Annotated in this window: 23 protein-coding genes; 18 read left to right on the top strand and 5 right to left on the bottom strand. The window is 59.3% G+C overall.

Features of this window, described 5'->3' with window-relative positions; genetic code table 11:
- Positions 1–7: 7 nt before the first annotated feature.
- Genes M0D69_RS17215 through M0D69_RS17205 form a run of 3 tightly spaced genes read left to right on the top strand, consistent with a single transcriptional unit; the run spans position 8 to position 1,921 of the window.
- Entirely contained in the window at positions 8–547 is a 540-nt protein-coding gene (locus M0D69_RS17215) for a hypothetical protein (protein ID WP_301783165.1), read from the top strand.
- A 30-nt stretch (positions 548–577) separates the two neighbouring features.
- Complete coding sequence (locus M0D69_RS17210; RefSeq protein ID WP_301783240.1) at positions 578–1,537, top strand: chemotaxis protein CheX; 960 nt, start codon at positions 578–580, stop codon at positions 1,535–1,537.
- A gap of 18 nt (positions 1,538–1,555) precedes the next feature.
- Positions 1,556–1,921 carry a response regulator gene (locus tag M0D69_RS17205; RefSeq protein WP_301783164.1) on the top strand — a complete coding sequence of 122 codons (366 nt, stop codon included), beginning with the start codon at positions 1,556–1,558 and terminating at the stop codon, positions 1,919–1,921.
- An 8-nt stretch (positions 1,922–1,929) separates the two neighbouring features.
- On the opposite strand, the gene M0D69_RS17200 is transcribed toward M0D69_RS17205, so the two are convergent.
- Positions 1,930–2,583 carry a glutathione S-transferase family protein gene (locus tag M0D69_RS17200; protein WP_301783163.1) on the bottom strand — a complete coding sequence of 218 codons (654 nt, stop codon included), beginning with the start codon at positions 2,581–2,583 and terminating at the stop codon, positions 1,930–1,932.
- Between the two features lie 208 nt (positions 2,584–2,791).
- Between M0D69_RS17200 and M0D69_RS17195 the strand changes: the two genes are divergently transcribed.
- Positions 2,792–4,123 (top strand): polyhydroxyalkanoate depolymerase, encoded by a 1,332-nt coding sequence (locus M0D69_RS17195; RefSeq protein ID WP_301783162.1) that lies wholly within the window; start codon positions 2,792–2,794, stop codon positions 4,121–4,123.
- Between the two features lie 37 nt (positions 4,124–4,160).
- Here the strand turns inward: M0D69_RS17195 and M0D69_RS17190 are convergent, their stop codons facing one another.
- Positions 4,161–4,607: a cupin domain-containing protein gene (locus tag M0D69_RS17190; RefSeq protein WP_301783161.1), complete on the bottom strand. Its 447-nt coding sequence runs from the start codon at positions 4,605–4,607 to the stop codon at positions 4,161–4,163.
- Between the two features lie 280 nt (positions 4,608–4,887).
- Between M0D69_RS17190 and M0D69_RS17185 the strand changes: the two genes are divergently transcribed.
- From M0D69_RS17185 to M0D69_RS17165, 5 genes are all read left to right on the top strand, one after another.
- Positions 4,888–5,172: a hypothetical protein gene (locus tag M0D69_RS17185; protein WP_301783160.1), complete on the top strand. Its 285-nt coding sequence runs from the start codon at positions 4,888–4,890 to the stop codon at positions 5,170–5,172.
- A gap of 164 nt (positions 5,173–5,336) precedes the next feature.
- Positions 5,337–6,182, top strand: coding sequence for an oxidoreductase (locus M0D69_RS17180; RefSeq protein WP_367619723.1), 846 nt, complete (start codon positions 5,337–5,339; stop codon positions 6,180–6,182).
- A gap of 322 nt (positions 6,183–6,504) precedes the next feature.
- Positions 6,505–7,095 (top strand): RNA polymerase sigma factor, encoded by a 591-nt coding sequence (locus M0D69_RS17175; RefSeq protein ID WP_301783159.1) that lies wholly within the window; start codon positions 6,505–6,507, stop codon positions 7,093–7,095.
- Between the two features lie 12 nt (positions 7,096–7,107).
- Positions 7,108–7,422 (top strand): hypothetical protein, encoded by a 315-nt coding sequence (locus M0D69_RS17170; RefSeq protein ID WP_301783158.1) that lies wholly within the window; start codon positions 7,108–7,110, stop codon positions 7,420–7,422.
- Positions 7,419–7,715, top strand: a complete 297-nt coding sequence (locus M0D69_RS17165) for a ferredoxin family protein (protein WP_301783157.1) — start codon at positions 7,419–7,421, stop codon at positions 7,713–7,715. The genes M0D69_RS17170 and M0D69_RS17165 overlap by 4 nt, the downstream gene beginning before the upstream one ends.
- A 179-nt stretch (positions 7,716–7,894) precedes the next feature.
- Here the strand turns inward: M0D69_RS17165 and M0D69_RS17160 are convergent, their stop codons facing one another.
- Positions 7,895–9,865 carry an SMP-30/gluconolactonase/LRE family protein gene (locus tag M0D69_RS17160; protein ID WP_301783156.1) on the bottom strand — a complete coding sequence of 657 codons (1,971 nt, stop codon included), beginning with the start codon at positions 9,863–9,865 and terminating at the stop codon, positions 7,895–7,897.
- An 810-nt stretch (positions 9,866–10,675) separates the two neighbouring features.
- On the opposite strand from M0D69_RS17160, the gene M0D69_RS17155 reads away from it, so the two are divergent.
- Complete coding sequence (locus tag M0D69_RS17155; RefSeq protein WP_301783155.1) at positions 10,676–12,328, top strand: cyclic nucleotide-binding domain-containing thioredoxin-disulfide reductase; 1,653 nt, start codon at positions 10,676–10,678, stop codon at positions 12,326–12,328.
- Positions 12,329–12,608: 280 nt separating this feature from the next.
- Here M0D69_RS17155 and M0D69_RS17150 read toward each other — a convergent pair whose 3' ends face one another.
- The gene (locus M0D69_RS17150) at positions 12,609–13,241 is read right to left on the bottom strand and encodes a TetR/AcrR family transcriptional regulator (RefSeq protein WP_301783154.1); all 633 of its coding nucleotides are present in this window, start codon (positions 13,239–13,241) and stop codon (positions 12,609–12,611) included.
- Positions 13,242–13,369: 128 nt separating this feature from the next.
- Here M0D69_RS17150 and M0D69_RS17145 point away from each other — a divergent pair, with 128 nt between their 5' ends.
- The 5 genes from M0D69_RS17145 to M0D69_RS17125 all read left to right on the top strand — a co-directional run bounded on the left by M0D69_RS17145 (position 13,370) and on the right by M0D69_RS17125 (position 19,037).
- Positions 13,370–14,296 carry an NAD-dependent epimerase/dehydratase family protein gene (locus M0D69_RS17145; protein WP_301783153.1) on the top strand — a complete coding sequence of 309 codons (927 nt, stop codon included), beginning with the start codon at positions 13,370–13,372 and terminating at the stop codon, positions 14,294–14,296.
- Entirely contained in the window at positions 14,293–14,643 is a 351-nt protein-coding gene (locus M0D69_RS17140; protein WP_301783152.1) for a DoxX family protein, read from the top strand. The genes M0D69_RS17145 and M0D69_RS17140 overlap by 4 nt, the downstream gene beginning before the upstream one ends.
- 1,024 nt (positions 14,644–15,667) lie before the next feature.
- On the top strand, positions 15,668–15,967 hold the full coding sequence (locus M0D69_RS17135) for a hypothetical protein (RefSeq protein ID WP_301783151.1): 300 nt from the start codon (positions 15,668–15,670) through the stop codon (positions 15,965–15,967).
- Positions 15,968–16,479: 512 nt separating this feature from the next.
- A complete protein-coding gene (locus M0D69_RS17130) occupies positions 16,480–17,910 on the top strand; it encodes an alkaline phosphatase family protein (RefSeq protein ID WP_301783150.1) in 1,431 nt (476 codons plus the stop codon).
- A gap of 50 nt (positions 17,911–17,960) precedes the next feature.
- A complete protein-coding gene (locus M0D69_RS17125; protein ID WP_301783149.1) occupies positions 17,961–19,037 on the top strand; it encodes a hypothetical protein in 1,077 nt (358 codons plus the stop codon).
- Positions 19,038–19,244: 207 nt separating this feature from the next.
- Here M0D69_RS17125 and M0D69_RS17120 read toward each other — a convergent pair whose 3' ends face one another.
- On the bottom strand, positions 19,245–20,129 hold the full coding sequence (locus M0D69_RS17120) for a LysR family transcriptional regulator (RefSeq protein ID WP_301783148.1): 885 nt from the start codon (positions 20,127–20,129) through the stop codon (positions 19,245–19,247).
- A gap of 151 nt (positions 20,130–20,280) precedes the next feature.
- Between M0D69_RS17120 and M0D69_RS17115 the strand changes: the two genes are divergently transcribed.
- The 3 genes from M0D69_RS17115 (at position 20,281) to M0D69_RS17105 (ending at position 24,532) form a co-directional block, all read left to right on the top strand.
- Entirely contained in the window at positions 20,281–21,312 is a 1,032-nt protein-coding gene (locus tag M0D69_RS17115; protein WP_301783147.1) for an NAD(P)H-quinone oxidoreductase, read from the top strand.
- A gap of 234 nt (positions 21,313–21,546) precedes the next feature.
- Entirely contained in the window at positions 21,547–21,927 is a 381-nt protein-coding gene (locus M0D69_RS17110; RefSeq protein WP_301783146.1) for a hypothetical protein, read from the top strand.
- A gap of 367 nt (positions 21,928–22,294) precedes the next feature.
- Entirely contained in the window at positions 22,295–24,532 is a 2,238-nt protein-coding gene (locus tag M0D69_RS17105; protein ID WP_301783145.1) for an NADP-dependent isocitrate dehydrogenase, read from the top strand.
- Positions 24,533–24,745: the final 213 nt, after the last annotated feature.

Below are 24,745 nucleotides of genomic sequence, written 5' to 3'. Positions count from 1 at the left end.
CGCCGAAATGATCAGCAGCAACGCACAAGCCAGTATTGAAGGCATCCTCCTCCGGGCGGCACGATCGAGACTGCCCCAGCAGTCGGACGATGCGTGCGACATCGTCCCGCTGGCGCAAGGCTATGACAGCGCGCGGCCCGAATCTAACGTCATCATCCTGACCATATCGTCCATCCTGTTCAGGCTGTTGCTGGTTTTCCATTTCGACGATGACGCAAGCACGCGCGATCATTTCGTCAAGAACGGCAGCGAAGTGTCTCTCCAGGACGCGCTCCTGGAAATCTGCAATCTGTGTTGCGGAGCCGTGAATCAGGATCTGCTCCGATACTTTCCGGATCTGGGGATGTCGACGCCGTACGTGCTCAGTGCCCGCTGCCTGTCTCACCTTGAACAGTTGAAGCCGGACTATCTCTCGTCATACGCAATCACCATCAATGGGTCGGTCCAGCTTGCCGCAACGGTCTGCGTGTGCGCGCATGCACCCATCGACTTCGTTGCCAACATGACGGCCGTTGAAGAAAGCAGCGGCGAGCTCGAGTTGTTCTAATGTGGCGCAAACATCATGATGACAAGCGATATGAACGAGAACAGGCCAGTCAGCAAAGTGCTGGTCCTCGACGATAGCCCGGCCCATGCAAACGCGATCAAGCGCTTCTGCGACGAACACAATCTCGTCGGTCTGAAGGTGCGCAAGAACCGCTTGCTGTCGGTGCTGCGATCGAATATCGATCTGGGTGCAATCCTCTTTTCCGAAAGCTACGGCGGCTCCCTGGAAGAGAGCGCCGAGATAGCGATCAAGATCAGCACCGTGCGTCCGGAACTGCCGATCATCATTCGCCGCGAATCGAGTCCCACGCTCGATGGTCTGCCCGAAGGCATGCGCCGGGTCTTGTGCGCCGCGTACCTTGCCGGCGACATGGCGCCGTTGCGCCGGGTCATCGACGAATATATCTTCAGCCTGGAGTATCCGAACGCGCTGGTGCGCGGCATATTGGAAATCACCGAGTCGATACTGACCAGCCTCTTCAAGGACGTAAGCATCACATGGGACACGCCCTGCATCGTGCGGGATCGCATCATCTTCGGCGAGGTGTTCAGTCTGATTCCGCTGGAGAGCGCATGGTGCCGCGGTTACATGATGATGCAGGCCGAAGAGCAACCCATTCTCGACCTCCTCGACAGACACGAGATGTGTGACGCTCGCGCGGACTTCCGCGACCTGAATAGTCTGCTCGGCGAGATCACCAACCTGATCTGGGGTTCGTTCAAGAACCGCTATCTTGGAGACGCGGACGCGCTCGCACGCAATCAGGTGCAAGTGCCTCTGCTGGTCAACCACAAGCAGAAGTACATTTCGTTCGGCACCGCGAACCCGCAGTTGTGTTTCGTATACCACCTGACCAACGAGCAGTCGGGTCACACGGTAAAACTTCATCAACGCTTCATCTTCAACCTGAGCTGGTCACCCGAGGACTTCAGTGAAGTCACGCAGGATATTGGCGCGGTGGTTGAAGCAGGCGAACTGGATCTGTTCTGATTCTTTAAGGGAAAAATCATGTCGAAAATTCTTGTAGTCGATGACTCGAGCACGGTACGCGACGAAGTCGCCGGTTTCTTGAGAAAGAACGGGCTGGATGTGGAGACCGCTGTCGATGGGAAAGACGGCCTCGTGAAGATGAAGTCGAGCCCGGGGATCAAACTCGTGATCAGCGACGTCAACATGCCCAACATGGACGGCTTGACGATGGTCGAGAAAATTCGCGGCGAACTCGTGAACACCACGGTCAACATCATCATGCTGACCACGGAAAGCAGCCCGGCCATGAAGGAGCGAGGCAAGGCCGCCGGCGTCAAGGGGTGGATCGTCAAGCCGTTCAAAGGCGACGCCGTGCTGGAAACGTTCAGGAAGCTGGCAAGCTGACGCGAGTTTCAAAACTCCGCGTCAAGCTCGTCGATCTCCTCGACCTCCTGCTGCGCGTCCGCTATCCACTGCTGCATCTCCGGCAGTGCAAGAATGCGCTGCGAATACGCCACGATCTCCGGTTCGAGCTTGACGTCATATGTGACAAAACGCGTGACGACCGGTGCGAACATCGCATCGGCTGCGCTTAGCGCGCCGAACAGATAGGGGCCGTCATATTGCTTGAGGCATTCGAGCCAGATTGCCGTAATTCGCTCGATATCCGTCTGCGCACGCGCCCAGATCGTGAAATTCGGGAAGTGCGCTTTTATATTCATCGGCAACGCCGAGCGTAGCGAAGCAAAGCCCGAATGCATTTCTCCGCAGATGGAACGGCAATGTGCACGCATGCGCCTGTCGGCGGGCATCAACCCCGCTTTCGGGCGCACCTCGTTCAGATACTCCGCAATCGCGAGCGTGTCCCATACCTTGATGCCGTCGTGGACCAGACAGGGGACTAGAATGGACGGCGTTAACAGCAGCAGTTCGGCGCGCGCGCCGGCATCGTCGATGGGCATCACGAATTCGTCGAACGGCAAACCGCTGAACTTCGCGAGCAACCAGCCTCGCAACGACCACGACGAATAGTTCTTGCTGCTGATGGTGAGGGTAGCTTTCGTCATGTGAGACTCCTCGGCGGTTCTCGCGAAGCACACGCGCCAAAGTGCGCGGCGGGTGCAGAGACGCACCAAAAGACGGCAATTTCAGTGCGTGTTCAGGAATGCTGCAAGGGATGTGCCACTTTCAGCGGTACTCATGCTGACGCTCCACGTTGGCATACGTATTGCGTTATTTTGCAGCATTCGACAATACGCGCTCAAGCGAAAGGCGATGAATCCATTCGCATACTCCGGCTATCAGGCGATGGCTGACCTCACGTTGCCGGTACGCCATGGCGCGGCACTTATCAATCACGCGCTCGATGCATGGCCGTTTATCGGCGAAACGCCTCAGGGCCGCTCGCTGCGGGCCACATGCGACCTGCTGGCGCTTTCTGCGCTTACGCATAGCCGGCGCCCGTTCGCCATCGACTCGGTGGAAATGGATGGAAAAAGCGTGCGCGTGGTCGAGGACATCACGCTTGCCACGCCGTTCTGCTCGCTGCTGCATTTTGCGAAAGAAGGCGCACCCAAACAACCGCGCGTGCTGGTGATCGCGCCGATGTCCGGCCACTTCGCCACGCTCCTGCGGGGCACCGTGCGCACCCTGCTGCCCGACCACGACGTCTATATCACCGATTGGATCAATCCTCGCGATGTCTCCCTGATGCAGGGCCGCTTCGGCTTTGACGAATATGTGCAGCACGTCATCGATTTTATTGTCGCGCTGGGTCCTAACACTCACTTGCTCGCTGTCTGCCAGCCGACCGTCGCCGCCCTTGCGGCCGTTGCGCTGATGGCCGCCGACGATCATCCGCTGCAACCGGCCAGCATGACGCTGATGGCCGGTCCTATCGACACGCGCATCAATCCGACTTCCGTGAACGTGTTGGCGAAAAGCAAGCCGATTGAATGGTTCGAGCGGAACCTGATCAGCGCCGTACCATGGGGTTTTGCCGGCGCGGGCCGGCGCGTTTATCCGGGCCACACGCAACTGATGGCGTTCATGTCGATGAATCCGTCGCGTCATTTCGATGCGTTCGAAGACATGGCTTATCAGCGTGCCAAGGGCGACCCCGCGAAGGCCGAGGCGATCCGCATATTCTATGAAGAATACTTTGCGACGATGGATCTGACCGCCGAGTTTTATCTCGAGACCATCGACACGGTCTTTCAGCGGCACGCGTTGCCGCTGTACGAACTTGAAGTGCGCGGGCGCACGGTCGATCCGTCTCTGATCCGCCGCACAGCGCTTTTAACCGTAGAAGGCGAGCGCGACGATATCTGCGCGGTAGGCCAGACGCTCGCCGCGCAGGAGCTATGCAACAAGTTGCGCCCGTACATGAAGACTCATCACGTGCAAACGGGCGTGGGACACTATGGCGTGTTCAACGGCAAGCGCTGGGAACGCCATATCTATCCACGCGTGCGCGCAATGATCCACGACAACGAGCCAAACCCGGTGGTCATCAACGCCCGCGCGCAGCCTTTACAGTCGTTGGCGCCGCTCACGCGACCCGTCGCACCGCGCGTTGATATGAATGCGCAGCCCGAAGGGTCTTGATGAATTAACTGCCTGAATTAACTGCCTAGGCCGCGTTTCACGCAGGTTGCTGGCTCTTCCATGGCGTGAATGCTGGAACCTCGCACGGACCCTCTACGTCGATGGTCGTGAAGTTGGCAGGACCGACTATCTCCAGATACTCCATGTCCTCGGAATAATCGAAGAGGTAATGCACGATCCCCGGTGCCTGATGAACGCAGTCACCCGTCGCGACCAGGGTCTCCTTGTCGCCGTACATGAAGCGCGCCCACCCCTTGAGCATGATCACAATGTGGAATTCGGCCTCATGACGGTGCCAACCTGTGCCTTGCTCTGGTGCATTGTTCGCCTTGACGAGTTGCGCGACCACTTTGCCTCCGGTCGCGTCTGCGATGCCTAAATCACGATAAAGAAAAAAATCGCGCAACCCCTGATCCTGATAAGGGGTGTCTTGTGGCCGGATGTGCGAAAAGCGAGTGGCAAGTTCGAACGTTTCAGTTGACATGGGCGCGCTCCGGTTGGGCAAGCAAAACCGTCGAATGAAAGGGCTAGCCACTTTGCTATGCATCAAGCGTTCCATAGAGCAGGGCTTGTTCCTTAGACAAAACCTAAGGAGTGCTCGTGCCTTCAAAGTAGTACTTCAAAAGCACGTTTATTAGTTGGCGATCTACCAAGAAATTCCTGGAAAGACGTTGCCCATGAGCAATAGTGTGTTGCTAAACTTCGCTGCATGGCGGTGCGCAGCGCAAGCCATCCCGGGGACGTTCACTGGAGAAATCGACACCATGTCCTACATCAGCGTCGAGATCAGAGCCTATGATGAAGCGCGGAAAGTGGTCACCGTCGCGTTCAGTGAAAAGTGGCCCGTCAAGCTGTCCTCTGCTGTCATTGCAGAGTTGACCCTTGAAGACTGCGACACTATCGGTCGCGACGGCGAATTGGCCGATGCCGGTTTGACCGATGACGAAGCATGCGTCCTCAAGATGCTGTTCGAGGACGAGGGAACGATTGAAGACTTCTTGGCTAACCCCGCCCGGCTAATCGGTCGCGCTAGCGAACTCGACGAATGAGCCAGCTTGTCAAGACCAGGCCTTAGCTCATCAACGGCCTTAAGCCTCAAACCTCAAGCACATGGACTCATGTTTTGCACGTTCAGGCAAGAACGCGCGAGGATCGGTCTATCGTCCAGGCATCGCACCATGGTCCCATGGAGGCTCATTCAGCAGCGGAGCCAATGATGCAGAAAACATGGTTTATTACGGGCGCCAGTCGCGGCCTTGGCGCGACTATCGCCAAGGCTGCCCTTCAGGCGGGTGACCGGGTAGTCGCCACGGCGCGCAAGCGGGAAGATATCGTCAAGGGTCTGGGCGCGGACAGCGATCAACTGCTTGGCGTTGTGCTGGACGTCACGGACGCGGCGCAAGCACAAGCCGCCGTTCAGGCCGCCGTGTCGCGATTCGGATCGATCGATGTGCTCGTCAACAACGCGGGCTACGGCCATCTGGGTTTCTTCGAAGAGAACACGATCCAGGACGCGCAGGCCCAGTTCGCCACCAACCTGTTCGGTGTTTTCAACGTGACCTGGGCGGCGCTACCCATCATTCGCGCTGCCCGCAAAGGACGCATCTTCAACATCTCGTCAATCGCCGGCATTCTAGGCGTGGAATCGTGCTCGCTCTACAGCGCCAGCAAGTTTGCGCTCGAAGGATTCTCGGAGTCCTTGTCCAAGGAAGTCGCGCCGTTTGGCCTCTTCGTGACGATCGTCGAGCCCGGTCCTTTTCGTACCGACTTTCTCACCGGCGAATCGCTCCGTTTCGGCGACTCCGTCGTGGCCGATTACGACGACCGGCGCGATCAGCGTCGGGCGTATTTCGAGCAACGTAATGGTCAGCAACCGGGCGATCCCGCGAAGCTTGCCGAAGCGCTGGTGCGTCTGGCAAACGAGGCCGAGCCGCCGATGCGTTTTATCGCGGGATCGATGGCTGTTAATGCAGCGGATGCGAAACTCGCAGGCATGCACGCCGAACTCGAGCGCTGGCGGGAGCTTTCCGTCGGTACCGAAGGTCACTACGCCGCTTAGCAAGAACGCTCAATCTGGATCATGTCAGCGCCGCATCGAACGGGCGCTGACCCGCCTGGGTGGATAATCGGAACGTCTGCTTCCGAGCCACCCTTGCTCCGGGCCAGCCCGTCCCCCAAACGCGCGCCCTATTTCGCTCTACCGATTGCCGAAAAGCCGGAATGCGTGCGCCCGCGCGCGAAGCTCCAATCTCCCCACCCAAGGCCGCCATCGCAGACCAAATCGTGGTCTCCTGTTGTCCACGTCGCAGGCGCCCGGCGTGCAGTGCTGGTTTTTTTCCTGCCGACCACAATATTCCCGATTGTGAAACGTCTCCCCATGTATGGAACCGCCGCCGCCCACGCCCCCGATGATCGATAGAAATAGCGACATCACCGCAACCGTCTTGCGTGAGCGTACGAAACTCGGAAATTTTATCCGGCGTCGCGTGCGTGACCCGAGCGACGCTGAAGACATCCTGCAGGACGTGCTTCACGAATTCGTGCGGGCGTACCGGCTTCCCGAACCTATCGAACAAGTGAGCGCCTGGCTGTTTCGCGTGGCGCGCAATCGCATCATCGACCGCTTTCGCAAGAAGAAAGAACAACCCTTGGCTGAAACCGCTGGGACCGACGAAAGCGCCGAGCACGCTGACGACGAGTATCGGCTGGATCTCGCATTGCCTGCGCACGATGCCGGACCGGAAGCCGCCTACGCCCGCTCGGTGCTGTTGGCAGCCTTGCAGCACGCGCTGGACGAATTGCCGGACAACCAGCGTGACATCTTCATCGCGCACGAACTCGAGGGACGCAGCTTCAAGGAACTGGCTGCCGAGAGCGGCGTAAGCCTGAACACGCTGCTCGCGCGCAAGCGCTACGCGGTGCTGCATCTGCGCGCCCGCTTGCAAGCCGTATATGACGAACTGGATATTTAAAGGAGAAGGTAAATGAATTTCAGACTGAGATTCCTCCGCAAGGCACTGCTGATTGTTGTGGGCATTGCGGTGCTGGGATGGATGGTGATGACTTTGTGGAACTGGGTTGTCCCGGCGCTGTTCGTCGGGGCTCGTGCGATCGACTTTGCGCATGCCCTGGGCCTGTTGATCCTGAGCCGGATCTTGTTCGGCGGATTCCGGGGGCATGGCGGCTGGCGTGGACGCCAGCAGTGGCGCCGCTGGGAACAGATGACACCCCAGGAGCGCGAAAAGTTTTCGAACGGCATGCGGTGCGGTCGCGGCAAGCCGCAAGAGGACGCAGCATGAGCGATGCGTCGGCGTCCACTTGCAAGCAGGCACCGGGCGTGATCGCACCGGTTGTGAACTTCAATCGATGCGAGGGCAAGGCCGATTGCGCGGTCGTGTGTCCCGAGGACGTTTTCGAAATCCGCCGGATCGACACAGAAGATTATCAGCGCCTGGGTCCGCTGCAGAAATTCAAGCTGCGCGTGCACGGAATGAAGGTCGCGTACACGCCGAACGCGGACGCGTGCCGGGCGTGCGGCTTGTGCGTGACAGCGTGTCCCGAGCGGGCCATTACGTTGGCCCGGATGAGCTGAGAAGCGGTTACCAGGCGAATGGCAAGCGCTTCAGCGACTAAAGATTTCAGACTTTCGAAGCTTCTCGGAAGGCTGTGCCGGATTTTCCGGGCAAACGCTGCTTGTGAAAAGAAAAAATGGCGATAGATCGACATGACTTAAGGCACTCGCCGCGGGCGTGGGCGCGACGAGCCGGTTGATCAGGGTGTCCAACGATAAATATTGATGCTGGTCCCGTTGTAGTTGTCCTTGGTGACCACGTACTCTCCGGTCGACCGAAGGTACGATCTAAGGCCGTACATGGAATCCACGTCATTACCTACGTACACGGTGCTGGGGCTGCCGTTGATAAACGTGGTGTCCAGGTTGCCTGTGTTGAGATTGAAGGCGTCGATGTTGGGTACGGTGTGTACGTATCCGACGAAGAGATAGTTGCCAGCTGCCGTGATCGACTTGGGATTGGCGCTGGTGAGGTTGATCACGGGGTTGGGAGCCGTGGTGTTGCCTGCGAGCCAGCCGTGATACACCTCGACCCTCGTTCCGATCGACGTCCAACCTGAGCTCCCGCCAAGCCCCTGCGCCAGGATCATGGTGTCGCTATTGGGCAGGTAGATGATCCGCGACAATGGCGTGATCGTGCTCGGAATGGGCGTTGCAATTCCTGCTCCCCATGTCGGCTTGCCGTTGCCGTCAAAGCCGGTCAGCGGATAGTGCCAAATGGCATTCGTCTTGTCCAAACCGGCCCAAACGTCCCCTTTGCTGTCAAGGCAGAATCCGTCCCTGACCGGTGCGGTCGTATTGAACGCTGTCCCTGGAATCGAGCCATCCGGTATGGCGATGTAGCCATTCGCAGCATTGAAGTGGAAGAAGTAGAAGGTATCGGGATTCTGGCCGGACGCTACCAGGATACGGTTTCCGCCGACGGCGGCGAGTTGACCGAAGTGCTCATCGCGTGAGCGATCGTTAATGTTGATGCGTGGATCAGAAGGATAGTCGATTGGATCGACAGTGTTCGCTACGAAGGTTCCTCCAGCGGTGCCTGTGTAGATGTTGGTGCCTCCATATAAGTAGGCGCCGTCAGTACCCGGGTCCGGAGCGGCGCTCCCCTCGAAGTTGAGAGACTGAAGCTTCCATTGCAGGGTGCCTGAGCTGTTGTAGGAGTGAATGTCGGTGCCGCCGTCTCGGCCGAGGTCCCAGCTTCCGCCCCATGGGTTGTTAAGCACGTACAGGTTGCCGGCGGAGTCCTTGCCGATGCCGGTGGCGCGGGTGAACCGCTTGTCGCCGACCTGGCCTTTTATTCCAGCCGTGGTGTCGAGATATCCGCCCTGGATGCCAAACGTACTGACCAGAAATGGCGTGCTCAAGATATTGTAGATCTTGATGTTCATGTCGGGGCCCTCGTCGCCGATCATGAGATACCCGGTCACCGAATCGAAATACAGCGCGGCCGGTCGAGAGGTGGCGGACATCTGGATGGTGTTCAGCGGCGCGCCGGCCTGATTGAATTCGAGGATCGCGCCCGCGCTCTTCTGCGCAACCCAGATGTTTCCGGCGCTGTCCACGGCGAGCCCGCCTGGGCCTGCGACGTTGATATCCTGTCGCCAGGTGCCGTCGGTGGTGTAGACCCGGACCCGATTTCCCGGAAAGTCGCTCGCATAAAGGAGTGAGCCCGACGTCGCGAGTCCCGTGATTACGTCAGCCCGCTGCTCGGTCGTTGTCGCACTGACCGAGATGAGCAAATTGCGCGTTTGGCTGGTCCGATCGTACCGCCCCACCGTGCCGCTGCCGTACGTGGTAGTAAATGCCAAAGCAGCGAAGATTGAAGTTGCATTGCCGGTAATGGCTCCGCCCTGAAAATCGCCGTGACCTCCTATGGACCCCGTGCTTTGGCCGTTCTGATATACGGCGACTCCGCCCTCGTTTTCGTCCCACATTGAAGCCGTATAGATGACGCCCTCGGGCGCGACCCACATGGAGCGCGCGACGTTACCCACGCGGGTGGCGTTGGTCCCAAGTGTGTTTGCCACCCAGTCGGTGGTGTACTGCGCCTGACATGCTGGTGCAATCGTAGCGATCAGCACTGCGGCAAGGAACGCGGCATGGATTCGTTTCATGATCGTGAAGGCCGCCCTTTTGAGGTACCTGAATTGGGTGATTGTGGCTTCGCCCATGCTCGCGGCGTTGACAACTGGGTGGACTCTACGTGGAGAGCTACTGGTGGTTCCTGAGGCGGCCTTCGGTGTCGTGCTGGCACGCACGCTACGGGGCTGGAAGATTCTTCGATCTGGAAGGGTCCTCTTCGAGACGTGCCCGGCGGCGCCGGCCTGTTCGGTGAGCGGCGTTTCGCAGGAAATTGCCCCTGTCCAATCCAATGCTGCGTTCAAGCGGTATATCGGCGGGGTGAGGAGAAAGTTGAGTTGTTCGCGTTTCCAGTACAAGCAAACGCGCTAGCCCTCAGCCCGAGCAGTGCTTCCAGCCGGTCCGCGAGGTGGATGAGCGTTCACGTGTGAACTGGTGGCTCGGGGCTGGCAAGCGTGGCTCGGGAATGGCTGATTTATCGCGAGGCGAAGATCCGGTGAGGGTCGAGTTCGGTAGTTCGACATTGGACCGGGTGCGGCCAGGAGCCGTCATTCGTGTCGTGAGGCACAAAGCGGACCTCCGACCTCGGTTGCCTCGGAGGAGCGGCGAACGCTATCGCCGCGCTTAGACCGGGGAACTGGCTCCAGTGAATAAACATTCGCATCCGAAAGTCATATACTGGCTCGGTCTGCCTGCTGTCTATCGCGCAGCTGTGGTATGCGTTCGCATAACTATTCGAGCGGTATTGGTGCACTCGGTGCGGGAAGACTAACGGCGTTGTGCCCGCCTCGGATCGAACGCCAGGGGCTGAGCCGTCTGCTTGCGCATGTTCTTTTGGCCAGGCGGGCGACGTGAAACCAAGTGGACCGAGCTTCACCTCACTTGCCTGTTTGGACGAAGCCATGCTGACAATCGACGACATCCGGGCGATTCCGCTGTTCTCAACACTCCCTGACAACGAACTAGAGCATCTTGCGCACACGTGCGCAGACCTGCATCTGTGCGCGGGTGAGTTCGCGGTCCATGAAGGTGGAGAGCGCGCACTGTACGCCGTTGTGTCCGGCAAGATGGAAGTCATCAAGACGTTCGACGGTATCGAGCGCACGCTGGGCTGGCGTCTGCCCGGAACCATCTTTGGCGAAGTGCCGCTCGCGCTGAGTTCGCCGTTTCCAGGTGCCTATCGGGCCGCGGAGCCGTCGCGTGTCATGCGCGTGGACGCTCAGCGTTACTACGTACTTGCTGCGGCGTCGCCGGAAATTGCGTTCAAGATGGGCGCCCTTGCGCGTGAGCGGATTGGCGGACTGCAGGGCCTCTCCGCCGAGCCGCCCAAGGCCCGCGTGACCATGATTGGAAGTCGCTGGGACACCGCTTGTACCGCGTTGCGCCAGTTCCTCGCGCGCAACCAGATCAGCTACGACTGGATGACACCGGATGCGCCCGAAGTGACGGCGCGCTGGCCTGGAACCTGTCCGCCAGAGCAGGATTGCCCGGCATTGCGACTGGTCGACGGGACGGTGCTGAGCCGACCTGCGACACGAGAGCTTGCGGAGTTGCTGGGTCTGCAGACACAGCCTCGCCTCGCCGAATACGACACGATGATCATTGGTGGCGGGCCGGCCGGTCTCGCTGCGGCAGTGTACGGTGCGTCGGAAGGCTTGCGTACTGTGGTGCTGGAGCGCGAAGCGCCAGGCGGGCAGGCCGGGACCTCCTCGCGTATTGAGAATTACCTCGGCTTCCCCAACGGCGTGTCGGGCGACGAACTGGCGAGCCGTGCACTGCAGCAGGCAAGGCGGCTCGGTGCAGAGATTCTGGTGACACGGTCTGTCGCTCGAATCGATGTCTCCGGCCGTAGCGTTCACCTCGACGGAGGCGGCGTCATCCGAGCGCGAACGATCATTCTCGCGACTGGCGTCACGTGGCGCCGCCTCGCGATCGACGGCTTCGACCGGTTTATCGGAAAAGGCATTTACTACGGCGCGTCACGCAGCGAAGCGAACGCTACTCATGGCCTCGACGTCTATCTGATCGGTGGTGGAAACTCGGCCGGCCAGGCAGCGTTGTACTTTGCCAATCATGCGCGCATGGTTACGCTTGTCCTGCGAGGCGATTCGCTGGAGAAGAGCATGTCTCGCTACCTCGTCGAGCAGCTTCGTGGGAAGCCAAACGTAGGGGTGCAACTGCGATCGGAAGTAGTCGGTGCGCACGGCGATACTCATCTGACAGCGATCGACGTACGCGATGGGTTGAGCGCAGAGGTGCGTCGACACGACTGTGGTGGATTGTTCGTGTTCATTGGCGCCGATGCAGAGACTGAGTGGTTGCCAGAGGAAATCGCACGCGATGTGCGCGGATATGTTCTCACAGGCGACGACGTCGTCAAGGCGGGACGCTGGTCCCATAGCCGGGATCCCTACCTCCTCGAATCGAGTGTTCCTGGCGTGTTTGCCTGTGGGGATGTGAGATTGAGCCCGGTCAAGCGCGTCGCTTCAGCGGTCGGCGAGGGCAGCATGGCGATCGCGTTCGCCCACAAATATTTGCAGCACGACGCCAGATAGCATTGGGTGCGACAGTGAGCCGTATGTGTGCTTGTCGTAGCGGATTTCGATTGAGTTTGAACGTCCGCTTCGATGAGTCGGTTAGACCGCAACGGGTCGGAGGAAACCGCGTCAGACAGAAGCCGGCCACAAAACGACACTCACAATTTTAGAAACGCGCCTGGATCGTACGGAAACCGGTGCGCGACTGCGTTCGGAATCGGACACGCGGTGTCTTGCTTCCCGCGCTACACGCTGTTGCGTTCCGCATGCAGCGGCTCAACATCTTATGCGGCGCTCCTTAGCGAAGTGCAGCCGCTACCGCCTCGTCAATCTGCAGCGCAAAGCGTGCTTCAACATCGGGCACCGTGTAGCCAATTGACAGTTCCAGATACGCATCGCCTAGCACCAACTGAACGAATGTCGCTGCCCGCAATGCAGCAGTCGATTCGTCAAATCGCTTTCGCAGAATTTTTGCGGCGAAGGCACGCACGACCTTTGCACCATTTTCGTAAAACACCTGGCCGAGTTCCGGAAGACGCTCGGCCTCAGCAACGATGGCCCGGTAAAGCCGCAGATTATCCAGCGTAATAAGGCTTCGTGCCAGCAACCATCCCAACTCGCGCAACTCGACTTCGGGTGCGCCATCGGATTGCTCGCCCTGAGCGCTGGCAAGCAGCGCGCCCACCTGAGCGCTGGCAAGCAGCGCGCCCACCTGAGCGCACATCGCGCTCACCAGACCAACGAAGAGCGCCTCCTTCGACTTGAAGTGGCGGTAGACCGTCTGTTTGCCGACGCCAGCGGCCGCGGCGACATCGTCCATCGTTGCCAGGCCGAAACCCTGGCTTAAAAAAACGGTTTTCGCGCCGTCGAGGATGGCGAACCGCTTGCGGCATTGCAGCGGGCTCAGGCCGGGGAGAGAAGAAGTGTCCATGCGAGATAAATAACAGATCGTCGAGTAGTTGACAAGACTGGGCAGTCTCGTTTAGATTCGTCAAAACGAGACCGGTTAGTCTCGTTCGTATGACTTTTCAACTTCGCAGCCAATCATTGGAGAACGCTTTGAAACTGTTCATTACAGGTGGTACTGGCTTCATCGGGCAAGCGGTCGCGCGCAAGGCAATCAGCCTCGGACATCAGGTGACGGCGCTGGTGCGCGAGGACAGCTCGGCGGCCGCCAGCGCGCTAGCACGTCTCGGTGTGACACTGCATTCCGGCGACTTGCGCGAGCCACAGTCTTTCGCTGCGACTGCCGGTGCCGCTGATGGCGTGGTGCACACCGCGTCGACCAACGACGCTTCCGCCGCTGCTGCTGCTGACGAGGCCGCGGCTGTAGCGATGCTTTCGCATTTGCATCCGGGCGCGGCGTTTGTCTATACGTCGGGCACCTGGGTCTACGGCAATACGGAGGGGGAGCCCGCGACTGAAGCATCGGCGCTGAACCCGACACCACTCATCGCCTGGCGGCCCGCAGTGGAGCAACAGGTGCTGGCGCTAGCAGCACGCCGCTCGATTGCTGCAGTGATCCTCAGGCCGGCGATGGTGCACGGCTACGGCGGCGGCGTCTTCGGCATGCTTGCCGGCATGGTCCGTCAGACCGGCAGTGTGAGGGTCGTCGGCGATGGTCGCAACCACTGGCCTGCCGTTCACGTCGATGATCTCGCCACGGCCTATCTGAGCGCGGTGGAGCGGGCGGCAAGTGGTGACGGTCGAGTCGCGGGACAGATCTTCAACGTGGTCGCGGAAGATGCCGTTGCCGTTGCCGAAATGGGTGAAGCGATTCGGGCCTCGGTCGGAGCCGACCGCGTCGAACCCTGGCCGCTCGACGATGCTCGCAAATCGCTTGGACCGTTCGCTGACGCACTGGCGCTCGACCAGACAGTAAGCGGCCAGCATGCCCGGCGGGTTCTTGCGTGGGAACCCCACGGCCCCGGCCTGATTGCGGACCTCTCTGTACAGAAGCACTTTCAGCAAAGCAACGGAGCATGACGATGGCGTTAAACACTGCATCTTTCGAATCGATTCTCGCGATGATCGTAGCGGTTCTGTTCGCGGTTGCTGGGGCAGTCAATCTCGCAGGACGCGGCGCGGTGAAGCGCGACTTCGCACGCTGGGGTTACCCGGCATGGTTTCGATTGCTCTGTGGCGCTCTTGAGCTGTTGTCTGCGGCACTTCTTTTTGGACAACAAACCAGAGTTTTTGGCCTAACGCTGGCCGGTGCGATCATGACTGGAGCGCTCTTCACGTTGCTACGAAATCGGGAGCCGTTCCGGCATCTCGCCCCGGCGCTGATCTTCTCGGCTCTCGTTGTGGCTACTGTGGCGCTCCGCGGTTGAGGCTTGCTCGCCACCAGGCGAGTGAGCCCGGGACGCTAACAGGCCGCGCGGGCAATCGGTGCTGCATGTACTTGAAATACGCATATGGATAGCGGCATTGGAGCAACTCCAATTTGATCACGTGCGTCACGTGTCTGCTTTTTGTATCGATGGCTGGGCGATCCGGGTCGCCTGCCGCAGATCACCGCTTTATGTGCCACGGGAAACGGCCCCTCATGCATAGGGCAGCGGGCGGCCATGAAGCGTCACTCGCTTGTCGGGCCGATGGGGCGTTCAGACGTCAGCTCCGCCCTACTACCGGACATGCGATTGCAAAAGATGAGCGGTCCGTTCGAATACCTGCAGACCCAGCCTGTCACGAATGTCGGCTTACGAGGAAGTCGAATGGTCGAGCGCGCTGCCCCTGATCGAGGCGAACGACGCACTGGTTCTTGGCCTCGTTCAAGGGTTGGCTGTCAGCACCCACGAAGTGGACGGAAGGGGTGGATGCCTCGTCCCCGCATTCCCTAGCGGCCAACCCGGCCACCAGCGTTCTGTTTCTGCCATCGAGCAGCTCAACTAAACGACGTTTTAATCCATTCTTAAAGAACTTGCTTCGCAGATCCTTATGAACTAGGTTTTACTGGTGCACAAGTGTGGCGTCACTGACGGGCAATATGGTGCCGATATCCGCGACCGGGCCGGGCGATCAATGCGGCTCGAGAATATGGCGCTAGCGTGGATGCGCCTTCATCGTTGGCTAACGGATAAGGGAGATTGCTATGGCTGGTAATCCAGAATGGATGCCGGTATTCGTACTTGTGGTAGCGCACGGGAATACGGTTCAGGCTGCCCATCCTGACCATAAAGAACCCCTTCCAACCGTTCAGGGAGAAGCCGGTGCGCACCGGATTGGAACTGCTTGGCGCGCAGAGGACGGAAGTTATTTGATTGATCTTATAGCACTGCCGGTGAATGGCAGGCTATTGATACGTCAGCCTCGTGACGGCGAGAATCCTCATTTTACTTGCGGGGAGGCACGATAATGGCTACCCAGCATTTCCGGCACTTGTGGGTCGGCGCACCGCGACTTAGCCGCTATACATTTTTTTGGCCGATTATTACGAACAGTTCATTTGTATTGGTGACAGCAGCCGAAGGGCGGCTTAGTGCGACGGTTCCTGACAGATTCATCGGAGATGCCAAACCAATCGTCGTTGGAAATATCGCAGCCCATGACGGCTTCGTCGAATTTACGCTTTGGTGGTATGGCGACTTTCCGTTCCTTAATATCTGGACAGATATTACAGTCTTCGATCCAGATGATCCATCTGGTGCGAATTGATAGTGTCCCGGCTTTGGGGCAATGTTCTTTGCAGCGTCTTTGGCTGCAATGTCAATTCCTAAAGGTTTAGCTGAATCAAATGTACCCGGCAAGGTGAAGTCCTCTTTCACAGGCCCATCCGTTAGTCCTTCGATCGGCGATGGTCAGGCATGGACCGAAGACGCCGACGATAGGTGACGCAAGGATGAATTGTAAAAGCTGGTTGAGCAGGCCACCGGCACGGCCAGTGCGGTGCTGATTGCCTGGGGAGCATAAGAGGATCCCACCGATGGCGCGACTGCTGGTTTCACGAGGTGAGGCGGTACCGAACTGGCCCGACGATCGCTTCGACCTAGTCTGGATGCTCGAGCTTTCTGGAGCGGCTGGCGACTCACAGTGCTCAACCAGTCGCTGCTTCCAGGCGATCTTCCATAGCATCGTTTGTCTATTTTCCAAGTTACCTACTCGGTGAAGAACCGGGATCTGCGCTAAGGCCTGTGTGCTTGCGAGATTCGTATCCCACGGAAATTCTCATGCCCAACCAACTGCCCAAAATCGACCACATCGTCCACCTGATGCTGGAAAACCGCTCCTTCGATCAGATGCTCGGGTTCCTGTACCACCCAACGAACGTGTCACCTCGGGGCGACCAGTTCAATGGGCTGACAGGCAATGAGAGCAACCCGGACGAGCGCGGCGTGCAGCACAAGGTCTACAAGATCCAGAGCACCGACCCGCACCCGTATTTCATGCCCGGCGCGGACCCTGGTGAGGGCTACGACAACACGAACGTGCAGCTGTTTTCTTCCTCCGTACCACCAGCGCAAGGCGCTGTGCCGACCAACGACGGGTTCGTGCTGAACTTCAAGGCCGCCATCGCGAGCGACCTCGCTCACCACTATAAAGACTCGCTGCCCGGGACGCTTCCGCAGCACATCATGGGCATGTATCCGCCTGAGCTACTTCCCATTCTCTCCGGGCTCGCCGCCAACTACGCCGTGTGCGACGAATGGTTTGCTTCAGTACCTACGATGACCATGCCCAATCGCGCATTTGCACTCGCAGGGACATCGCAAGGTCATCTTGACGATACCTCCAAGCGCTTCTCCTGTAAAAGCATCTTCAGTCACCTCTCCGATGCGGGCCAAGACTGGGCGGTTTTCGGCTACAACGCCGACCCCAAGACCCGCATGGACTTCTCCGACACGCGGGCGGCAAGCGACACGCATTTCGGGCAGTTCCAGGACTTCCAAGCCCGCGCGAGCGCCGGTACCCTGCCGGCCTACACATTCCTCGAACCTAGTTGGGATTCAAGCGGCAACAGCCAACACCCCAACTATGACGTGTCAAAGGGCGAGCAGTTGATTCGCGAGATCTATGACACACTCCTTGCCTCACCCAACTGGTCTGCCACGCTGTTCATCATCACCTACGACGAGCACGGCGGTAACTATGACCATGTGCCTCCGCCGTGGGGGGCGACACCTCCTGGCGACGGCACGGTTCCGGACGAAAATTTCGGCTTTGACCGCTTCGGCGTGCGTGTCCCTGCGGTCTTGGTTTCCCCGTGGATTCAACCGGGAACGGTGTTCCGAGCATCAGCAGGAAAGGTCATCGACCACACGTCCGTGCTACGCACCATCCACGGCCGATTCGGTACACAGCCGCTGAGCCAGCGTGACGCTGCCGCGGCGAGCTTGGGCGACGTCTTGAACGCTGCGGCTCGCAATACCGCAGACCGCATTCCGGGCGTCGTTCCGCCTGCCTCAACCGCGATACACCCGAACACCTCGTCCATCTCGAAGATCTCGATGATGCACGCCGACGCAGTTTCGAGCCTGCCGCTGCGCAACGCACACGGCTACTTCGAGGAAGGGCCTCGAATCACGACGGCCAGTTCCGCGGCGGATATCGACAACTTCATCCGCGACCGGACGGCGGCGTGGAAGGCTCGTCGTCGCTGAGGATCCACTGTCGAAGACAGATGCCCCAAAGTTTGCAACAGGAGACGGCGATGACAGCAGAGCTTCTCACAAGCGACCAGCTTCTTGCTGGGTTTTCGGAGTCCGATCCCACTAGCTTCGTGCGGACTTGGGACTTCCAACGCTTCCAGTGCTTCGTGGCCGCTGGCGGAGCCTCTCCGACAACGCTCGAAGACGCTCGCGACCAAGCTCAGTGGGACGCCGAGATGTCGTTCTCGCTGAAGCAGTACATCACGAGCACGTCGCCCAAGGTGGTCGGCATCATGGGTGGCCACGACATCAGCCGCAGCGAAGCCGCTTATCCGGTCATCGCGAAGCTCAGTCGCCAGCTTACCCAGGCTGGCTACTTTATCGTCACGGGCGGCGGGCCTGGTGCAATGGAGGCCGGACATCTAGGAGCAGCGTTCGCCAACTCGACCGATGGAGCCTTCAACCGGGCCCTCCAGGAACTAGCGGCCTCCGGAGGTTCCGTCCCTTCCGGCTCGATGGTAGATTCCAAGACGGGACAGATTTTGCCTCGGCAAGAGGCTCAGATTGCAGCCGCACACGCCTGGCTGCTGGGCGCCGTTCGCGCTAGGGCGCTGCTGGACGGCGAGATGGGCAAGAGCTTGGCGATTCCAACTTGGCTATACGGTCAGGAGCCAACCACGCCGCTGGCGAGCAGCTACGCCAAGTACTACCAGAACAGTATTCGCGAGGAGACGCTCATTGCCAATGGGCGCGTCGGCATACTGTACGCCAAGGGAGGCGGCGGGACGCTGCGTGAAATATTCCAGGACGTCGAGATCAACTATTACGTGCGGAAGCCCGAGAACTTCATCCCAATGCTCTTTGTCGACCCATTGGGCTTCTGGCAGACGGAGGCGAAGTACGACGCACAAGGGCAGATGACGACACCGGGCATCAAGGTAGACGAAGTCCTGAAGGAGGCGTTCCGTTACGCGCTGGGTGCCCAGTTGTTCAGCCAGTGCGAATACAAGCTGCGCTTCACAACCGACTTCGAGGAAATACGAGCGGTGCTTGATGTGCACGCCCCAATGGCGGCCGAGGCCATGAGGCTGATGACGACTGGTGCCGCCAGCGTCTTGATGCGCCTACGTCGCCGCTAGGTCGCGGATTTCAATCAACAGGTCGATCGGGGCCGCTGAATCGCCCCAGATCTCCTGGACCGGTCAATGAGCAATAGGCCAGCTAGTCAATCGAAGCAACGTCTGACCTGCCCACAGAGCCCGGACCAGTCGTTTGGAATAAGTCCGCTTCTTCTGTAGAGACGAGTGCAACGCGACACGCAGCAGCCGCAGCCAAGTCGTGCGTGACTATTTTGTGTGGGCTGTGTGATCTTCGAACGCGGAGGCGATGCCGTCAATCATTGCTGCGATTCGCGCGGTATGCCGAAGGTCTTGATGCGTGACGAGCCAGATTTCGTAGACCGCCCCACGTGCCGGTTCCGGCCATATCAGCACGAGGCCGTCGTGTTCAGCCAGATGTATCGGAAGCTCACCGATGCCGAGGCCTGCCTTTACCGCGGTACGCAGCATGAGGCTGGAATTGAAGGTCGATACGATGCGCCCCGCGTGTATCGGTTCGCCAGCAAGAGTCGGTGATCGATTACCGGTCCAGTTTCCCTGATAGACGACAAGATCGTGGCCCGCGAATGCGGAGCCAGCGGCGGGCTTGCCGTGCTGCTCAAGATATGCCTTCGATGCAAAGAGCGCCATGGGCCAGCGAGCCAGGCGCCGCGCGACAAGATCGGGATTATCCGGCCTGACTGAGCGGACCGCGATATCCGCTTCACGCTTTGCCAGATTCAGCATGCGCGTCGACGTGTCCAGCAGGACGCGCACTTCGGGATGCGCAGCATGCAGGCGCTCGATGGCGGGAAGCAGGAAGTCGAGCGCGATCGAGTCGGTGCTGGTGACTCTTACGTCGCCCGCGAGCCGTGTATCCGTGCCTTGAGTTCGTCTGACAAGTTCGTGTGCGGAGTGTTCCATTTTCTCCGCTGATCTCAGCGCGGTCTCGCCTGCGGCGGTCAACGCGTAACCCTCAGAGGTGCGCAGGAAGAGCGTTGCACGTAGGGCGTGCTCTAGCGCCGCAATCCGTCTGCCGACCGTCGCCTGATCGAGATTAAGCGTCCTGGCCGCTCCACGGAGCGTTTTTTCGCGCTCCACCGCGATAAACACTCGCGCGTCGTCCCAGTTCATCGTGCCGCCCTCCTGATGCAAATTTGCATCTCATCGCGTGAATAATGCTGCACATATTCATCAATGTCGATGCCTATACTGAACGCAAGAGTTCCTCGTTCAATGATCCGCCCGGATTATTCGAGCCTCATCTATAGAAGGAGTGGCATCCATGTCTGCTTCAACTTATCGTGTGCCGTCGTCCATGACGGCCATTGAGATCAAACAGCCCGGCGGTCCTGAGGTCCTGGTGCCGACTACGCGCCCGGTGCCGACGCCGGCCGCCGATCAGGTTCTGATCCGCATCCACGCGGCTGCCGTGAACGGCCCAGACGTTTTCCAGCGCAGAGGGCTGTATGATCCGCCCCCCGGCGCTTCGAACATTCCAGGGCTGGAAGTAGCAGGCCAAGTGGTTGCCGTTGGCGCCGACGTGTCCCAATTCCGGATCGGTGAACTGGTGTGTGCATTGATTCCCGGCGGTGGCTACGCAGAATATGCGGTCGCGCACGCCTGCAACACGATGCATGTCCCCAAAGGCCTGACGTTGGTGGAAGCGGGGGCCATGCCCGAAACGTTTATGACGGTATGGCTGAACCTGTTCCAGCGCGGCAAGCTGGTTGCCGGCGAATCGGTGTTGATCCATGGCGGCGCGTCAGGTATCGGTACCACGGCGACCATGTTGGCGAAGGCATTCGGCGCTGCGAAAATCATCACGACAGTTGGCTCGCAGGCGCATCGGGAGGCCAGTCTGGCGCTAGGTGCAGACCTCGCGATTGATTACCGCGAGGAAGATTTCGTCGCCGAAACGAAGCGGTTTACCGATGGAAGAGGCGTCGACGTGATCCTCGACATCATTGCCGGCGACTACGTGGCTAGAAACTATGACGCCGCAGCCATGGACGGACGGATCCTCCAGGTGGGCGTGATCAAGGGGCCGGCAAAGGATCTCAACGTCTTGCCGATGTTGACAAAACGTCTGACGCATATGGGCTCGACATTGCGATCGCGCACATCCGCGGACAAGGCGACCATCATCAATGAACTGGAGCGGCAGGTCTGGCCGCACATCGAGAGCGGCAAGATCAAGCCGGTTGTCTACAAGACCTTTGCGCTTGTCGACGCTCGCAGCGCTCACGAGCTGATCGATTCCGGCACACACTTTGGAAAGATTGTCCTGACGGCAGGTGCCGATCTCATTGGCTGAAGTCTGGCTTGCCGGTTTCGTTATGGACGCGAAGAAAAAGCGTTACTTTTAAAGGTCGCGGACTGTCTCACGCTCTGCTCGACGATCGGTCGAAGCCGGTTCGAAAACGGACCGAGGTGGATCGCGCCTGAGTGACTCAGACGGGTCGCGTGCCGCCGATCGCGGACAAGCAAGGGTCAGCCATTTTCAGCCATTCGACCTCGCTGCTTGGATCATCGACAATCGTGCTCGGGTATGTTCGAAAACCAGGTGGCGGCGAGAGTAACCGATCTTATGAAGCGCATCCTTTTGATTCAAGGCGTCCTGTTTCTGCTTTTGGCCGGTGATACCGTTCCAGGATGGGCAGCCATGCCCATTGATGGAAGCGAGGTTGTGGTTGTCGTCACGTACGGCAGCCGTGACTTGACGCGACTACACCAGCTGGAGGACGAACTTGACGCTGCCGCCAGAGCAGCAAACGCCGGCGAATTAGACGGAGACGAGGTGGCGCTTGATGGCAGTCAGGCATCGTTTTACATGAAGGCAAAGAATGCCGGTCTTTTGATCAAAGCAATACATCCAGTCCTTGTCTCGCATGAGTTTTCACGCAGCGCTCGCGTAAATTCTCGTAGTTGAGGATACGACTAGACACGCCGTCGCACACACGCCATGGATTCGGTCAGTGGTGTTTTTTCCGGGAAACTTCTTTTGTATGGCCGCACCTTCAGCCCTAGGGTCGCAAGCTGCCCGCAAGCGACCCGCCAAACGAACACCCAAGCGAATTAGTCTTTTAATCCAGACATTTACGAGCTACTAAAGGGCGGGAAGGACCACCTCGTCACCCACCTCGCGCGCGTGAAAACCCCGCTTTTTTCACGTTGTGATGCGAATCGCCGGGCCAGCACAGCCCTCTTGAAAGCAAAATCAGGCAAAATTCGATGGTTAACCCCGGTTTTTGACGCAGCCGGCGGCGCCCACCCACCTTTTTTTCTCGAGATAAGCGATGAGTACCGAGCAACCCACGATCATCTACACCCTCACCGACGAGGCTCCGCTGCTGGCGACCAGCGCCTTCCTGCCCATCATCCGCACGTTCACCGCGCCGGCCGGAATCCGCGTCACCACGAGCGACATCTCGGTGGCTGGCCGCATCCTGGGTGAGTTCCCTGAATTCCTGACCGAAGATCAACGGGTGCCCGACAACCTCGCCGAACTCGGTCGCCTGACCCTGCTGCCGGACACCAACATCATCAAGCTGCCCAACATCAGCGCCTCCGTGCACCAGTTGATCGGCGCGATCAAGGAACTGCAGGGCAAGGGCTACAAGGTCCCGGATTTCCCCGAAGAACCGAAGACCGACGCCGAGAAGGCGATCCGCCAGCGTTACTCCAAGTGCCTGGGCAGCGCCGTGAACCCGGTGCTGCGCGAAGGCAACTCGGACCGCCGCGCGCCGGCTGCCGTCAAAAACTACGCCCGCAAGAACCCGCATAGCATGGGCGAGTGGAGCATGGCTTCGCGTACCCACGTGGCCCACATGAAGCACGGCGACTTCTATCACGGTGAAAAGTCCATGACCGTGGACAAAGCGCGTGACGTGAAGATGGAACTGGTCACCAAGAGCGGCAAGACCATCGTGCTGAAACCGAAGGTGTCGCTGCTCGACGGCGAGATCATCGACAGCATGTTCATGAGCAAGAAGGCGCTGTGCGACTTCTACGAAGAGCAGATGGAAGATGCGCGCAAGACCGGCGTAATGCTGTCGCTGCACGTGAAGGCCACGATGATGAAGGTCTCGCACCCCATCGTTTTCGGTCATGCCGTGAAGATCTTCTACAAGGAAGCCTTCGCGAAGCACGGCAAGCTATTCGACGAGCTCGGCGTGAACGTCAACAACGGCCTGGTCAACCTGTACGACAAGATCGAAAGCCTGCCCACCTCCAAGCACGAAGAAATCATCCGCGACATGCACGCGTGCCATGAGCATCGCCCGGAACTGGCGATGGTGGATTCGGCCAAGGGCATCTCCAACCTGCATGCACCGAACGACGTGATCGTGGATGCATCGATGCCGGCCATGATCCGCATCGGCGGCAAGATGTGGGGCGCCGACGGTCGTCCGAAGGACACCAAGGCCGTGATTCCGGAGAGCACGTTTGCCCGCATCTATCAGGAGATCATCAACTTCTGCAAGACCAATGGCAACTTCGATCCGGTCACCATGGGTACGGTGCCGAACGTCGGGTTGATGGCGCAGCAGGCTGAAGAATACGGCTCGCACGACAAGACCTTCGAAGTGCCGGAAGCAGGCGAGGCTCGTATTGTCGACATCGCCACCGGCGAAGTCCTGCTTACCCAGACCGTGGAAGAAGGCGATATCTGGCGCATGTGCCAGGTGAAGGACGCGCCGATCCGCGACTGGGTCAAGCTGGCCGTCACGCGTGCACGGAACTCCGGCATGCCGGCCATCTTCTGGCTGGACCCGTACCGTCCGCACGAAGCCGAAGTGATCAAGAAAGTCGAGACCTACCTGAAGGATCACGACACCGCCGGCCTGGACATCCAGATCATGTCGCAAGTGCGCGCCATGCGTTACACGCTGGAGCGCGTCATCCGCGGCCTCGACACCATCTCGGTGACCGGCAACATCCTGCGCGACTACCTGACCGACCTGTTCCCGATCATGGAACTGGGCACCAGCGCCAAGATGCTGTCCATCGTCCCGTTGATGGCCGGCGGCGGCATGTACGAAACCGGCGCGGGCGGCTCGGCTCCGAAGCACGTCAAGCAGCTGGTGGAAGAAAACCATCTGCGCTGGGACTCGCTGGGTGAATTCCTGGCGCTGGCGGTATCGCTGGAAGACTTGGGGCTGAAGACCGGCAATGCGCGCGCCAAGATCCTGGCAAAGACGCTGGATGCAGCCACCGGCCAACTGCTCGAGAACAACAAGAACCCGTCGCCCAAGACCGGGCAACTGGATAACCGCGGCAGCCAGTTCTACCTCGCGATGTACTGGGCCCAGGAACTGGCGGCACAAACCGACGACGCAGCCTTGGCCGCGCAGTTCGCACCGCTGGCTAGGCAACTGACCGCGGATGAGCAGACCATCGTGGGCGAGTTGTCGGCTGTGCAAGGAGAGGCGGCGGACATCGGCGGTTATTACAAGCCTGACTTCGACAAGCTGGAATCCGTGATGCGTCCGAGCAAGACGCTGAACGCAGTGCTAGCGGCGGCTCAAGGTTGAGCGGTTTAACTGCGTTATAGCCGTTGTGGACACGCAACCCTTCTGGTTTTGGTTCGCAGCTAAAGCCGGAAGGGGGTGTGAATGTTGGTCGGGGGGCTGGGTTGGTGCTTTCGGCCTTAGTGGTCAGGGGTGATGCCGGGGTGGTGCTTTCGGCCGTGGTGGTCTGCGTGAGTTAGCAGTATTTTTTATCACTATTAGCCACTGTGCGTGGCG

It is taken from the genome of Caballeronia sp. SEWSISQ10-4 2 (assembly GCF_030464885.1).
Taxonomy (GTDB): Bacteria; Pseudomonadota; Gammaproteobacteria; order Burkholderiales; family Burkholderiaceae; genus Caballeronia.
This window is presented reverse-complemented; position numbering and strand designations above follow the sequence as displayed.

Bases quoted from the DNA above. Each gene is read 5' to 3' on its own strand.
- M0D69_RS17215 (WP_301783165.1), top strand. From the start codon at position 8: ATGATCAGCAGCAACGCACAAGCCAGTATTGAAGGCATCCTCCTCCGG.
- M0D69_RS17210 (WP_301783240.1), top strand. From the start codon at position 578: ATGAACGAGAACAGGCCAGTCAGCAAAGTGCTGGTCCTCGACGATAGC.
- M0D69_RS17205 (WP_301783164.1), top strand. From the start codon at position 1,556: ATGTCGAAAATTCTTGTAGTCGATGACTCGAGCACGGTACGCGACGAA.
- M0D69_RS17200 (WP_301783163.1), bottom strand. From the start codon at position 2,583: ATGACGAAAGCTACCCTCACCATCAGCAGCAAGAACTATTCGTCGTGG.
- M0D69_RS17195 (WP_301783162.1), top strand. From the start codon at position 2,792: ATGAATCCATTCGCATACTCCGGCTATCAGGCGATGGCTGACCTCACG.
- M0D69_RS17190 (WP_301783161.1), bottom strand. From the start codon at position 4,607: ATGTCAACTGAAACGTTCGAACTTGCCACTCGCTTTTCGCACATCCGG.
- M0D69_RS17185 (WP_301783160.1), top strand. From the start codon at position 4,888: ATGTCCTACATCAGCGTCGAGATCAGAGCCTATGATGAAGCGCGGAAA.
- M0D69_RS17180 (WP_367619723.1), top strand. From the start codon at position 5,337: ATGATGCAGAAAACATGGTTTATTACGGGCGCCAGTCGCGGCCTTGGC.
- M0D69_RS17175 (WP_301783159.1), top strand. From the start codon at position 6,505: ATGGAACCGCCGCCGCCCACGCCCCCGATGATCGATAGAAATAGCGAC.
- M0D69_RS17170 (WP_301783158.1), top strand. From the start codon at position 7,108: ATGAATTTCAGACTGAGATTCCTCCGCAAGGCACTGCTGATTGTTGTG.
- M0D69_RS17165 (WP_301783157.1), top strand. From the start codon at position 7,419: ATGAGCGATGCGTCGGCGTCCACTTGCAAGCAGGCACCGGGCGTGATC.
- M0D69_RS17160 (WP_301783156.1), bottom strand. From the start codon at position 9,865: ATGGGCGAAGCCACAATCACCCAATTCAGGTACCTCAAAAGGGCGGCC.
- M0D69_RS17155 (WP_301783155.1), top strand. From the start codon at position 10,676: ATGCTGACAATCGACGACATCCGGGCGATTCCGCTGTTCTCAACACTC.
- M0D69_RS17150 (WP_301783154.1), bottom strand. From the start codon at position 13,241: ATGGACACTTCTTCTCTCCCCGGCCTGAGCCCGCTGCAATGCCGCAAG.
- M0D69_RS17140 (WP_301783152.1), top strand. From the start codon at position 14,293: ATGACGATGGCGTTAAACACTGCATCTTTCGAATCGATTCTCGCGATG.
- M0D69_RS17135 (WP_301783151.1), top strand. From the start codon at position 15,668: ATGGCTACCCAGCATTTCCGGCACTTGTGGGTCGGCGCACCGCGACTT.
- M0D69_RS17130 (WP_301783150.1), top strand. From the start codon at position 16,480: ATGCCCAACCAACTGCCCAAAATCGACCACATCGTCCACCTGATGCTG.
- M0D69_RS17125 (WP_301783149.1), top strand. From the start codon at position 17,961: ATGACAGCAGAGCTTCTCACAAGCGACCAGCTTCTTGCTGGGTTTTCG.
- M0D69_RS17120 (WP_301783148.1), bottom strand. From the start codon at position 20,129: ATGAACTGGGACGACGCGCGAGTGTTTATCGCGGTGGAGCGCGAAAAA.
- M0D69_RS17115 (WP_301783147.1), top strand. From the start codon at position 20,281: ATGTCTGCTTCAACTTATCGTGTGCCGTCGTCCATGACGGCCATTGAG.
- M0D69_RS17110 (WP_301783146.1), top strand. From the start codon at position 21,547: ATGTTCGAAAACCAGGTGGCGGCGAGAGTAACCGATCTTATGAAGCGC.
- M0D69_RS17105 (WP_301783145.1), top strand. From the start codon at position 22,295: ATGAGTACCGAGCAACCCACGATCATCTACACCCTCACCGACGAGGCT.